This window comes from Streptomyces soli, assembly GCF_003999195.1.
GTDB lineage: Bacteria > Actinomycetota > Actinomycetes > Streptomycetales > Streptomycetaceae > Actinacidiphila > Actinacidiphila soli.
In genome coordinates this window covers 1-11,342 of record NZ_RJVR01000084.1, presented here as the reverse complement: position 1 = coordinate 11,342, position 11,342 = coordinate 1, and the positions used below count along the sequence as shown (strand labels likewise).

Genomic DNA, 11,342 nt, shown 5'->3' with positions numbered 1-11,342 from the left:
CGACCAACGCCAGGTGGACTGGCAGTTCACCACCCACGACGCACGCATCAAACTGCGCCACCTCTATCCCAAAAATTAGCTACGACAGTCTACTAGTGCCGCATCAGGGAACGTTCGCCCTGTTTGCTCCCGTTGCCGTGGGTGAGGTATCCGCGATGCATGTCTCTGTGTACCGCGTAGCCTCTCCGCGTGAAGCACTCCCACCGAACGTTCGAGAATCCCCCTGCGCTGCCCCATGGCGTCGTTGCCGAGGCAGTGGAACGCGCGCTCGGCGACAGCGCGCAGGAACCCTCGGCGGCAGTCGCTTTGGTCGGCATCGCTCTGAACGACGACGATCGAGCGTTCATCGAGCACTGCTGCATAGAGGTGGGAACGAGGGCCGTGGCCGGGAGCCAGCTACTTGGACTGGCTGGCCTGTGCCTGGGGCACACCGCCCGCAGATTCGGACACCTCAGCGATCGCGCAGTTGCGCTGGCCGAAGCTCTGGCGACCCGGGCGACGCTGGACCCTTCGGATGTCGACGGACGAGCCCTCGACGGGCTCGACGACGTCCGCTCCTACCTGCGCCGCGGCGAAGCCGAGTAGTACCGGTCAGGCGACGTTCGCCCCGTTTACGACTCTGCGTAGACGCTCACAGGGCGAACTTTGCCTGATGCGGCACTAGGTCCCGCTGTGTGTCAACGCCGAGGAGATCGATCACCGGGCGGTCTTGGCCCGGCGATCCGCCTCGGTGGCCTGGTAGCGGTAGGAATCAGTGCCGGTCTGGATCAGCGTGCAGCGGAAGGTGATCCGGTCGGCGATGGACGCGCAGAGCCTCGGGTCGGCGAAGACCTTGTCCCATTCGGCGAACGGCGAGTTGGTGGCCACCGCAGTCGCCTTGCACTCCTCGCGCTCGGTGAAAATCTGGAACAGCAGACGGGTGCCCTTCTTGTCCAGGTTCAGGTAGCCGAACAAAAGGTCGACCTTGCTGTACCGGGCGATCACCGATGACAGGCGGCGGGCGGCATCGGCCTCGGCGAGTTCGTTCACCAGCGCGGAGGTGGTGGTGTAGCGGACGCTCATGCCGGCCTCGGCGATCGCCGTACCGACTCCGATCAGCAGGTGCGATTTCCCGGTGCCGGAGTCGCCGATCAGCACCAGCGGGCGGCCCTCGCGCACCCACGATGGAGACCTCAGCTTGCCGATGACCTCGGGAGTGACAGGGCCTCCCGTACGGCGGCGGCCCGGGCGAGGGTGTGGTCGCCTTTGGCCGCGCGGTGGAGCTTGTCGGCCCAGGTGCTGATGTCGGTGGCGAGGGTGTGCAGGTCGCGGATGCCGTCGGTGTCGGTGGTGTGCAGCCGGTCGGTGAGGCGGGTGTGTTCGGCGGCGATCTCCCGGGCGGTGTGGGCCAGGACGGCGAGGTAGCCGCGGTGGCGCTCCAGCCGGTTCCAGGAGCAGCGGCCGCGTCCGGCTTCCTGTTCGAGGACGTGTAGGGAGGTCGCGGGCCAGCCCATCTCGCTGCGCGGGGTGAGCGTCAGGTCGATCAGGCAGGTGACGCGGGCGTCGTGCCACGGGGTGTGGACGTAGGGCTGGTGCGGGGAGGGGATCGTGGCGTCGGCCCGGGCGTCGAGGTAGGCGGCGACGTTCTCGGGGGTGGGCGCGGCCTGGGTCCGGCGCAGCGTGCCCAGGTATCCGGCCAGGATCGGCAGGCAGCTGCCAGGCCGGGTGCCGAACGGGGCGGCGGGCATGGCCCGGGCGACCAGAGCGGCGGTGCCGTCGCCGTGTGGCGATGGTGGCCTGGATGACGCACAGGGCGGGGTGGCGGGGGTCCAGATGCATGCGGTGGTGCTCCTTCGCGGGGGCGGCCGTAGAAGCGGCTGCCGGGGGTGGTGGGTTGGGGCGCTGGTCCCCGGGGTTGGCGCCCCGGGACCAGCGGAAGGGGTGTCAGGCCAGGCTGGGGAGCAGTCGCTCGCCGAGCCAGCGGGCTGCGTTGACGCTGACGGCGTTGCCGGCCTGGAGGATCTGCTCGGTCTGGTTGCCGTGCACGATGTAGTCGCCCGGGAAGCGCTGGACGGTCATCAGTTCGCCGGGGTGGAGCATGCGGATGGTGCAGTCGTCCACGGTCGGCGCGGGGCGGACCAGTCAGTGGTGCTGCTTGGTGGCGACCGTGGTCAGCGGCTCGCTGGTGGTGCGGGGAAGTCCCTTGCGGCCGCCTGGGATGATCAGGGCGTGGTGACGGCCCTTGGCGGCCAGGGCGGGGACCGGCCCGGTGGTGGGGATGGCGGTGCCGTTGCGGCGCAGCATGGCGATGTGCGGTTCGGTGCCGAACATTGTCAGGCCGAGGGCGATGCGGGCCCGGGTAGAGGGTGCGTAGGGGGTGAACTTCTTGCGGTCGGGGCGGCCGTCGCCGACGCGGGTGCCGGGCAGGTCCCAGTCGATGACTTCGGCGACCTGCCGGGTGATTGGTTCCAGGATCATGTGGCCGCAGGCGCGGTTGGGGCACCGGTAGTCGTACTGGACACCCCACTTGCCGATCGTGCGGCGGCGCGGGTTGCGCCAGATCTGCCGGGCCTGGACGGGCCCGCACTGCGGGCAGATCGCCTCCGGCCGGACTTCCAGGTCCGGCAGCGGGATCCCCTCGCGGGTGAAGACGCACATACAGCCGGTCGCGCAGCTGCGGCGCGAGCGGGTTGTCGACCCCGCCGAGGTGGGCGGAGACGCGCACACGATCTGGTGGTTGTAGCCCAGGATCTTCATCCCGGACAGCCACCAGTCGAACAGCTCCCAGTCGGTCGCGAACTCAAGGACGTTCTCGCACAGGACGGCGTCGTAGCGGTGCACGTCGACGGCCGCGATGATGTCCAGCGCGGTGGCCCGGGTGCGCTCGAACGTCTCGGGCTTGGCAGCGCCTTCGACCTCGATCTCGGTCTGCCCGCGGGTGCGCTTGCGTCCGCCGGCGGGGGAGATCTCGGTGCAGATCGGGGAGCCCCACAGGATGCGGGTGCGCGGCAGACGGCGCTTCTCGTAGGTGTTGAGGTCCTCGCAGATCTGCTCGGCCATCGGGTGGTTGGCCATGTGGGTGCGGATGGCGACAGGGTCGTGGTTGGCGGCCAGCCTGAGGATGTACCCGGCCTCGACCAGGCCGGTGGCGCTGCCCCCGGCGCCGCAGAACAGGTCGGTGAAGTCCAGGTCGCTCCTGGTGAGGCGCGGCACGTAGAAGGCCACAGGTCTCTCCCGCATTGGTGGGTTGGTTACGGCCCCCGGATTGCCGTCCGACTGCCGTTGCTACGATTGTAATTCTACTCTTATTTTCCCTGTGGTCAAGCCCCTCCTCCTGTCGGATCGGGGGCTTGACCTGGGCATCCCGCTCCTACAGTCCGCAGCTTCCGCAGTCACCGAACCCCAACAGCCCCAGCTGCTGCGGCGCGTCCGGATCGACGTCCAGGGTGCGGCGGGGCGGCTCGGCGAGCGCGGCCCGCACGGCGGCCGCCATGGCGTCGAACTCCGGCCCGTCGTCGGCCAGCACGATCCCCGGCGCCGGTCCGCCCCGGCGCTGCGCCAGCTGGAGCAGCTCGGCGATCGACAGGTCCTGGCGGAAGCGGTGCCCACGGACCTGCTCGACCTGGGCGTACAGCGCGGTGAGCCGCGGCCTCCGGCGTACGGCCAGAATCAAGTCCGACCGGTTCGCCATGATGCAAATCGAGCAACTGCACCTGGTGGAGCCGTTCAAGTCGCCTGCTCCGGGTACGGAGTCGTACGCCCAGTGGTGGGCGATGTCGGAGGCGTCGCAGAACTCCCGCACCGCCGACGTCGTCCAGTCCCGGATCGGCAGCCACTCGTCCACGTGCCGGTCGCGGTTGCAGGGCGGCGAGTTCCCCCGTGCTGGGGTACCGGCAGCCGTCGAAATCCACCGAGGGCCACTCCAACGGGCCAAGCGACGCGTGGAAGGACCAGATCCGGTCCAGCACGCCGGCGGCGCGGGCAGCCTCGACGGTCACCGCGAGGGTGACGTGGGAGTCCTTGCCGCCGGAATCGCTGATCGCGATGACGTCGTAGTCGGATAGGTCCGGGGCGGCGGCCCGGGTGATGGTCCCTTCGGGAACGGGGCGCGGGGCGTCGAACAGGGCGTCCATGGGGGTCCTTTGTGGTGGGTCGGGGCGGGAGTCGGCCCGGCCGGGCGTTGCCGCGCCCGGCCGGACGGTTTGGTCAGTACAGGTCCGGGGGCAGTTCGGCGAGCGTGATGTCGCGGGCGTAGCGGACGAGCACGACGTCCAGGACGGCCAGGGTCGACAGGTCGAAGTGCCAGTAGGGCGCGCTGCCACGGTCGTACTGATCGGCGATCCACTGGCGGTAATGGCGTACGTCGTCGCCGGTGCGCAGCACGGCCGGGCCCGCGTTGTCGAAGCGGAAGTGCCGCACCGCCTGGTGGGCGCCTTCGGGCAGGTCCGGGGGCAGGGTGGGCTCGCCGTCGCCGGGCAGGTCGTCCATGGCGATCGGGGTCCGGGTCTCGGTGGTGGTGTGCTCGGTGATGCGCACGCCGGTCAGCCAGTCGCGTTCGGCGGCGAATGCGTGCCGCTGCCGGACGGCGCTGGTGGAGTCCAGGTGGGTGCTGGTGGTCTCGCCGCCGCCGCAACGGTGCCGGTAGGAGACGGTCCACCGCGTGCGGAGCTGCGGATAGGTCTGCATCATGAGGTGCCTCCGTGGTGGTGGGTTGGGTGTCGCTTCGGGTTGCCGCCCTAACAACACTAGTAATTCTACTCTCTTTGTGCGCGGTGTCAACCGCGTTCCGAGGTGAGGAAAGGTGGCGGTCACCAGCGGTTTCCGGGGCCGCACCTGATGGAGTGCGGCCCCGGAGATCGGTTCAGCGCAGCGCGATCTCGGGGCTGCTCGGCGAGACCCTCAGGGCAGAGCTGGGCAAGCCAAGGGCAGTCAGCGTGCTCAAGTTTCCAGCGCGGTTGGCAACAACCGTGGCAGCTGTGTCATGTCAGCGTCTTGTGCACGAGCCCGTCGCAGTGGAAGCGGCCAGCGCCGGTTGTCGGGTCCAGGGTGACATTCGAGGGAGTTCCCTGGACCCCACAACCGGCGCTGATCGCCCCTCGATCGACTGCTCGCGGGACAGCATCGTTTACGCAGGACCAACTACGGCCGCGCCGAACCTGGCGCGGCCGCGAGTGACCCGCACCGGGCCCGCGAGAGAGAGGCTGCATCCTCCGCGTATCGGCTTCAGAGACCGTGGAGTTGGGCGCCGGGCCCGCTACGGTGGGCGGGTGAACGACGAAGTGCCGCCGCCTGCTGCTGGCGAGGAGCTGCTGCCAGAGGTCGACGACGCGCTGTCCGTGTCCCTGGCGGCTTCCGCGGGATCAGCTGCCTCCTGCCCGGCCCTGAGGGACAGTCGTGGGTCTTCTCCAGCACCGGCCCGCACACCGCCGAAGGGTACGGCGGGCACACCCTCACCCGGCTCGGGGACGCCCTCCACGACAGCACCTCCTACGAGGTCAACGTCGCCGGCCAGGTCCACCAGGCCGCTCACCCCCACCGGCACCCCCTACCTCGCCGGCGACGGTGCCAGCGTCACCACCGACCTCGACCACAACCTGCGGTGCCCTCGCCATCGGCGACCACACCCTGCTGCTCGCCGGCCCGACAGGCAGGCCCCGGACGCCCGATCGGCTCCAAGAACAAGCGAAGGGCCCCACATCACCCCGTCGGTAAGCAGCTCAAAACGGACACGGCGGAAGCCACCGGGGAGAGGCAGGCAGCACCCGCGCCGTCAGGGCGACGTCCTGCGCCGCTGAGAAGAACAGCAGCACCGACGGCCGTGCGAGCGGCCCCACACGGCCGACCGGCTGGGGGTGTGTGCCGTGGAGCCGGGCCAGCGCATGCCACATGTCGCCCGGCCTATCCTGCATGGCCTTCCTCACGAGCTGGTGCATGTCCGGGTATTGCGAGAGGAAGTAGTGAGCGCGCTGGTCCGGCACCGGAAACGGCAACTGCTGGGTGGCCACCCGCGCAGTGTCGCAGCCCGCAGCCGCGTCGGCAGCAGCTTTTCATCGGCGTCGCCCTGCGTGCACGGGCGGAGAATCACGGTAGAGGTGGAGCTCACTGGCCAGACTGCGAAACGCCCTGCACGATCTGGCCCAAAGCGTTCAGGATTCCCTGACCGAACCCTGTCGGGGCAATCAGCACCCCCAACACCAGCACAATGACCACGGTCAGCTTCTCGTCGAACCGGCTCCTGGCCTCTGTACGACGCCGCAGCCGCACAACGACGATGACAACAAGCAGTACCGCCACGTTGATCGTCAGCACCCGGCCAGTCCTCCCGTCAGGCAAAAGCCGCCCACCGCCCTCTTATGTAGCCCGAACTACACACCGGCGTCACTCAGTTACGCGTTGTTGGCGGCAAAGTGCTTCCTCTGGCTGGATTTCACAAGAGCAGCGCGGGGCCGCCTGCTGCTGTCCGAACTCGGTCCACAAGCCCGCGCCATGAGGCTCAACCGGTGAGCCACCGTGACCGGCATGGCCGCCGTACATCAGGAGCCGTCATGCCCATGGCCACGCCCTTCTCTCCGCTCACCTCCTCCTCATCCCGCTCCCGCCCGGCGAGGTGCTGCTGGCCTTCGACTACCTGCTGGCGACCGAGGCGGCGGCCAGGTTCGCCCGTGAGGACCAGGAGCTAAGGGGCCAGGGCAGGTGCCGCCCTGCTGCCCGCCCGGTACGCCACCGGCCTGGCCCGCAGCGCCGGCCGACGTTCCCGCCGCCGTGGCTGGCCTTCATCAACCAGCGGCGGACACGTCGGTGCTGTCGAGTTGGTTGCGGGCTTCCTTGACGGCGCGCTCCCACTTCCAGGTCGGCTCGTTGGGAACAGAGGGGCCAAGTGCAGGGCGGAGACAACAGTGCGGGACGCCATCATCGGCGTGCCGTGGCGCCTGCTCCGCGATGTCGCGGCCCCAGGCCATCCAGCAGCCGAGGTCTTCGTAGTAGTGGATCGCTGACTGTTCCGTGGTCGCTTCGTCGGCCGTCATGTCACGTCCTTTCGGACACGGTGGCTACGGGGTCGGGGCGGTAGGTGGTGGGCAGGTCGCGGTGGGCGCGCATGGGGCCCATGGCCAGGATGAGCCAGCACGGCGCGAGCAGGCCGGTCATGACCCACAGGGCGGAGCGGGGGCCGATGAGGTCGCCGAGGTAGCCGCCGAGCAGGGAGCCGATCGGGATGGTGCTGTGGTTGATGACCATGGTGGTGGCCACGACGCGCCCCATCAGGTGGGGGCGGCAGTAGCTCTGCCGGAAGCTGCCGAGGACGATGTTGCACGCGACGATGCCGATGCCGAGGACGAAGGAGCCCAGGGCGAAGAACAGCAGGCCCGCGCCGTGGGTGGTCAGCGGCATGAGGAGGGCGAAGGGGCAGGTGAGGGCCTGGGTGACGAGCATGCCGCGGGCGGTTCCGAAGCGGCGTCCGACCGGTCCTGCGAGGAACGAGGCGAGGACGCCGCCGAGGCTGCCGGCCATGAGCAGGACGCCGATGGTGGCCGGGTTGAGGCCGACGGTGCGTACCAGGAAAACCATCTGGACGGCCTGATAGCCGGTCAGGCCGAGGTTGACGACGGCCCCGTAGGTCACGATCGGCCGCAGATACTCGTCGTGGACGACGAACCGCAGCCCCTCGGCTATCTGGTCGCGGAGCTTGCTGTCCTTCTCCGCGGAGGTCGGGGCCGGTTCACGGCTGCGGATCGAGATGAGGCACACGGTGGAGACGACGAAGGTGGCCGCGTCGGCGAGGAGTCCGCCGACCGCGCCGAAGGCCTGCGCGATCAGGCCGGCCGCGCCCGGGCCGACCACCTGGGTGGCGGCCTCGCTGCCCTGGAGTTTCGCGTTGCCCTCCAGCAGATCCTCGTTGGGGAGGATAACCGGGACGTAGGAGTGGTAGGCGGTGTTGAAGAACATCACCGACACCCCGCACGCCAGGGCCACGACGATGAGCTGTGCCAGGGTCGGGACGTGGAGCCATACCGCGACGGGGACGCTCACGTACATGGCTGCGGACACCAGGTTGCACGCGATCATGAGCGGGCGTCTGCGCATGCGGTCCACCCAGGCGCCCACCGGCAGGCCGATGACCAGCCAGGGCAGCCAGACCGCTGCGGCGATCATCCCGACGGCGAAGGCGTCGGCGTGCAGGGTGACCACGGCGACGAGGGGTAAGGCCACCGTGGTGATGCTGTTGCCGAGTCCGCTGACGGTCTCGCCCGTCCACAGCAGTCGGAAGTCGCGCTGCCAGAGCACTCCCCAGCGCCGCTGCTGCGTGACCGTGTCGTCATTCGTCGTGTCCATGTACAGGATTCTCTGGTAACCGCTGTTGCCGGCGGGGCGCTGCTGGGTCTGGCCGGCCTTTCCGGGCTCCGAGCTGAAGCCTCCGGACTCACCCTCAGCCCGACCAGCGCACGCACCGACCTGCTCCTCGCCCGCCAGGAGATCTCCCGACTCCGCGACGAAGTCCGCGACCTACGTGAAGGCATGCGCCTTCAACTCGGGCGACAGGTCGACCAGCTGGACGGCCGCGACCTTCAGAAACGAGTCACTGAACTGACCAGCGAGAACCACCGTCTCGCCACCGATGCCCGGACAGCAGAGACAGAGAACCGCCACCTCAAAGAACGCGTCCAGGCCCTCGAAGAAGACCTCACGGCCGCTCGCACGAGCCTGCGGCGCATGATCCGTGACGAGAACCGCCCACTACCGCCCCCCTAGCTAGCTAGGCCCTGTCGTCAAATGCGGCATGGCGGCGGGCGTGCCTGGCGCCGGTTCGACGGCTGGCCCTAGGTCCGGTCCTAAGCCTTCAGCCTGTTACGCCGCCGTGGCGCCTCGCGTACCGTCCTCGCCATGGATACGACGGGCATTCTCGACGAGGCGCTCCAGCGACTGCACAGTTCAGGGCCGGAGCGGCTTGGGCGGCTCACCAATCATGCGCCAATGGCCGTTGAGGCCCTGGCCGCGCATGGTCAGGCTGGCTCGGTGCACCGGCGGCTCGACCTGTATACACGCAAGCTTGAGGAGTTCCCCTCCGGTGTGGAGCCGGTCACGGCCGTCAACTGGCGCTTAGCGCTTGGCGATTCGCGCCGCGCTGCCGACTGGATTGGCTACTTTGGCCGCGAGATCGCCGAGCGCCCCTGGCGCGACGTGCTTACCGAGTGGTGGCCCCGTCTCCTGCCCGGCATGTACGGCGGCTCGACGCACCCGGTGATCCGGGTGGGCCACGCCGTGCGCACTCTTCTGGTCGGCGAGGGCACCGAGCCGCGTCTGGTCGAGCTCGCCCACGGCCTCGGTTACTGGGCCGCCCGCTACCACCCGGTCGCGGACCTCGCCCCGCTGCCTGGCGCCGATAGTGCAGCCGCCGCCCTCGACGCGGTGGCGCCGATCGCCGAGCGGGACGGCGGCTTCGCCGCCCGGCTCTGCCGCGTCACGGGCCTGCCGGTGTGGGCGGCCGCGATCACGGACCCGAACGAGGCGCACCACTGCCTCACCGAACTGGTGCGGGCTGCCACCCATCGGTACGCCACTCACGGCCACGGCGAGGAGACGATGCTGGTCCACGCGGCCACGGCCCCCAACGCCGTGTTGCGCACCCTGCCCGCGCTCCCGCATTCCCTGTGGGTGCCGAGCCTGCGGGCCGCCTGGACGGCATCTGCGGCGGTGACCGCGATGTACGCACCCCACGCCCCGGTCGCGTACACCTCACCGGGCACCTTCACCCCCGCAGAGGTCTTCGAACGGGCCCTGGCGCACGGCGACGAACACGTCATCAAGCTGACCGACACGGCCCTCGACATCGGCGACGAACGGGCACTGGCGGCGGCTCTGCGCTCCATCGAGCTGAGCGAACCGCTGGTCTAGCCACGTCCGCCAAGCCGACCGATGACAGTCGTCCTGCTCAAGCGACACCGGCCCCCACTGCATGCCTAACGGCGCCCTGCTGGGGAGCAAGAAGGGAGAAGGCGGGCAACGGCGGGGCCCTCCCTGTCAGTCTTTGGTGAGACACCCGGTGTGCCGGGTTATCCTTCCTGGGCGAGACAGGAGTCCACCACCGCATGACCAGCACGAACGGGCCGATAGCCGAGTCCGACGATCCGGCACCGCGACCGGTCCGCCGCCGTTTTTCCGCCGAGTACAAGCTGCGGATCGTCGCGGAGTACGACGCCGCCCCAACCGGGGAGAAGGGCGCGATCCTGCGCCGGGAACGGCTGTACCACTCCCACATCATCGAGTGGCGGGCTGCACGGGACGCCGGTGCGATGGCCACCTTGATCGACCAGCGCACCAGCCCGGCACGGCCGAAAAAAGCTGCGGAACAGGCAGAGTTGGAGCGCTTGCGGAAGAAAGTCGCCCGGCTGGAGAAGGAGGGCGCGCAGAAGGACGCCGCCCTGGAACTGCTGGGAAAAGCACACGCGCTCTTGGAACTGCTCTCCGAGAGCGCGGACTGACGTGCGAGGTTGAGCAGGTCGTCGACGAGCTGTTCCCGTGCTTGGAACGGGAGTTGAGCACGACGGCCGCCTGCCGGCTCACCGGCCGCTCACGGGCGACGCACTACCGCCGGCTCAACCCGCCCGCGCCGAAGGAGCGGGCTCCCCGACCCGCCCCGGCCTCGGCGCTGTCATCCGCCGAACGCGCGCGGGTGCTGGCCCTGCTCAACCGGCCCGAGTACGCCGACCTGCCGCCCGCGCAGGTCTGGGCCCGTGAGCTGGACGAGGGCCGCTACTGGTGCTCCGAGCGCACGATGTACCGGATCCTGTCCGCCGCCGGGCAGAACGGCGAGCGGCGCCGCCAGGCCACCCATCCCGCCAAGATCGTGCCGCAACTGGTGGCCACCGCCCCTTGCCAGGTGCTGACCTGGGACATCACCAAGCTCAGGGGACCGCATAAGGGCGAGTGGTACCACCTCTACGTGATCATCGACATCTACAGCCGCTACATCTGCGGCTGGACCGTCGAGCGTGCCGAATCGGCCGACCGCGCTGAGGAGTTGATCCGCGAGACCATCGAGCGCAACGGCATCGTCCCCGAGACCGTGCACGCCGACCGCGGCACCTCGATGACGTCCAAAAAGGTCTCGCAGCTGCTGATCGACCTCGGGGTCACCAGGTCGCACTCGCGGCCGAAGGTCAGCAACGACAACCCCTACAGCGAAGCGAACTTCAAGACGATCAAGTACTGCGGCGACTACCCCGAGTTCTTCAACTCCCTTACCGGGGCGCGGGACTGGTGCGAGGGATTCATCTCGTACTACAACCACGAACATCGTCACAGCGGCATCGGCCTGCACACTCCCGCGTCCGTACACTTCGCCACCGCCGACCTTGTCCGCGAAC

At 69.2% G+C, this 11,342-nt stretch carries 15 protein-coding genes; 5 read left to right on the top strand and 10 right to left on the bottom strand.

Annotated elements, in window-relative coordinates:
• The first annotated feature begins 189 nt into the window (after nucleotides 1-189).
• Complete coding sequence (locus EFK10_RS06855) at nucleotides 190-585, top strand: hypothetical protein (RefSeq protein ID WP_127354853.1); 396 nt, start codon at nucleotides 190-192, stop codon at nucleotides 583-585.
• A 111-nt stretch (nucleotides 586-696) separates the two neighbouring features.
• Here EFK10_RS06855 and EFK10_RS49675 read toward each other — a convergent pair whose 3' ends face one another.
• From EFK10_RS49675 to EFK10_RS06840, 5 genes are all read right to left on the bottom strand, one after another.
• Nucleotides 697-1,158, bottom strand: coding sequence for an ATP-binding protein (locus EFK10_RS49675; RefSeq protein WP_322973287.1), 462 nt, complete (start codon nucleotides 1,156-1,158; stop codon nucleotides 697-699).
• A 14-nt stretch (nucleotides 1,159-1,172) separates the two neighbouring features.
• Nucleotides 1,173-1,727, bottom strand: coding sequence for a hypothetical protein (locus tag EFK10_RS49670; RefSeq protein WP_240677042.1), 555 nt, complete (start codon nucleotides 1,725-1,727; stop codon nucleotides 1,173-1,175).
• Nucleotides 1,728-1,923: 196 nt separating this feature from the next.
• A complete protein-coding gene (locus EFK10_RS49665) occupies nucleotides 1,924-2,100 on the bottom strand; it encodes a DNA cytosine methyltransferase (RefSeq protein ID WP_240677041.1) in 177 nt (58 codons plus the stop codon).
• Nucleotides 2,101-2,121: 21 nt separating this feature from the next.
• A complete protein-coding gene (locus tag EFK10_RS06845; protein WP_240677040.1) occupies nucleotides 2,122-3,204 on the bottom strand; it encodes a DNA cytosine methyltransferase in 1,083 nt (360 codons plus the stop codon).
• Between the two features lie 145 nt (nucleotides 3,205-3,349).
• Nucleotides 3,350-3,670, bottom strand: a complete 321-nt coding sequence (locus tag EFK10_RS06840) for a hypothetical protein (protein ID WP_127354852.1) — start codon at nucleotides 3,668-3,670, stop codon at nucleotides 3,350-3,352.
• On the opposite strand from EFK10_RS06840, the gene EFK10_RS06835 reads away from it, so the two are divergent.
• Complete coding sequence (locus EFK10_RS06835) at nucleotides 3,669-4,043, top strand: hypothetical protein (RefSeq protein ID WP_127354851.1); 375 nt, start codon at nucleotides 3,669-3,671, stop codon at nucleotides 4,041-4,043. The two genes, EFK10_RS06840 and EFK10_RS06835, sit on opposite strands and share 2 nt — an antisense overlap.
• Before the next feature lie 142 nt (nucleotides 4,044-4,185).
• On the opposite strand, the gene EFK10_RS06830 is transcribed toward EFK10_RS06835, so the two are convergent.
• The 5 genes from EFK10_RS06830 to EFK10_RS06810 form a co-directional block, all read right to left on the bottom strand.
• The gene (locus EFK10_RS06830; protein ID WP_127354850.1) at nucleotides 4,186-4,668 is read right to left on the bottom strand and encodes a hypothetical protein; all 483 of its coding nucleotides are present in this window, start codon (nucleotides 4,666-4,668) and stop codon (nucleotides 4,186-4,188) included.
• Nucleotides 4,669-5,696: 1,028 nt separating this feature from the next.
• Nucleotides 5,697-5,984: a hypothetical protein gene (locus EFK10_RS06825; protein ID WP_127354849.1), complete on the bottom strand. Its 288-nt coding sequence runs from the start codon at nucleotides 5,982-5,984 to the stop codon at nucleotides 5,697-5,699.
• 94 nt (nucleotides 5,985-6,078) lie between these two features.
• Nucleotides 6,079-6,288 carry a hypothetical protein gene (locus tag EFK10_RS06820; RefSeq protein ID WP_127354848.1) on the bottom strand — a complete coding sequence of 70 codons (210 nt, stop codon included), beginning with the start codon at nucleotides 6,286-6,288 and terminating at the stop codon, nucleotides 6,079-6,081.
• A 467-nt stretch (nucleotides 6,289-6,755) separates the two neighbouring features.
• Nucleotides 6,756-7,004 carry a hypothetical protein gene (locus EFK10_RS06815; RefSeq protein ID WP_127354847.1) on the bottom strand — a complete coding sequence of 83 codons (249 nt, stop codon included), beginning with the start codon at nucleotides 7,002-7,004 and terminating at the stop codon, nucleotides 6,756-6,758.
• A gap of 1 nt (nucleotide 7,005) precedes the next feature.
• Nucleotides 7,006-8,310: an MFS transporter gene (locus EFK10_RS06810; protein ID WP_127354846.1), complete on the bottom strand. Its 1,305-nt coding sequence runs from the start codon at nucleotides 8,308-8,310 to the stop codon at nucleotides 7,006-7,008.
• Nucleotides 8,311-8,859: 549 nt separating this feature from the next.
• Here EFK10_RS06810 and EFK10_RS06805 point away from each other — a divergent pair.
• The 3 genes from EFK10_RS06805 to EFK10_RS06795 form a co-directional block, all read left to right on the top strand.
• Entirely contained in the window at nucleotides 8,860-9,870 is a 1,011-nt protein-coding gene (locus EFK10_RS06805; protein WP_127354845.1) for a questin oxidase family protein, read from the top strand.
• Nucleotides 9,871-10,064: 194 nt separating this feature from the next.
• A complete protein-coding gene (locus tag EFK10_RS06800) occupies nucleotides 10,065-10,457 on the top strand; it encodes a transposase (RefSeq protein ID WP_127354844.1) in 393 nt (130 codons plus the stop codon).
• A gap of 53 nt (nucleotides 10,458-10,510) precedes the next feature.
• Nucleotides 10,511-11,342: IS3 family transposase (locus tag EFK10_RS06795; RefSeq protein WP_164835862.1), on the top strand; the 832-nt coding region annotated here is incomplete at its 3' end.

Bases quoted from the DNA above. Each gene is read 5' to 3' on its own strand.
- EFK10_RS06815 (WP_127354847.1), bottom strand. From the start codon at position 7,004: ATGACGGCCGACGAAGCGACCACGGAACAGTCAGCGATCCACTACTAC.
- EFK10_RS49670 (WP_240677042.1), bottom strand. From the start codon at position 1,727: ATGCCCGCCGCCCCGTTCGGCACCCGGCCTGGCAGCTGCCTGCCGATC.
- EFK10_RS06835 (WP_127354851.1), top strand. From the start codon at position 3,669: ATGATGCAAATCGAGCAACTGCACCTGGTGGAGCCGTTCAAGTCGCCT.
- EFK10_RS06805 (WP_127354845.1), top strand. From the start codon at position 8,860: ATGGATACGACGGGCATTCTCGACGAGGCGCTCCAGCGACTGCACAGT.
- EFK10_RS06800 (WP_127354844.1), top strand. From the start codon at position 10,065: ATGACCAGCACGAACGGGCCGATAGCCGAGTCCGACGATCCGGCACCG.
- EFK10_RS06830 (WP_127354850.1), bottom strand. From the start codon at position 4,668: ATGATGCAGACCTATCCGCAGCTCCGCACGCGGTGGACCGTCTCCTAC.
- EFK10_RS06810 (WP_127354846.1), bottom strand. From the start codon at position 8,310: ATGGACACGACGAATGACGACACGGTCACGCAGCAGCGGCGCTGGGGA.
- EFK10_RS06840 (WP_127354852.1), bottom strand. From the start codon at position 3,670: ATGGCGAACCGGTCGGACTTGATTCTGGCCGTACGCCGGAGGCCGCGG.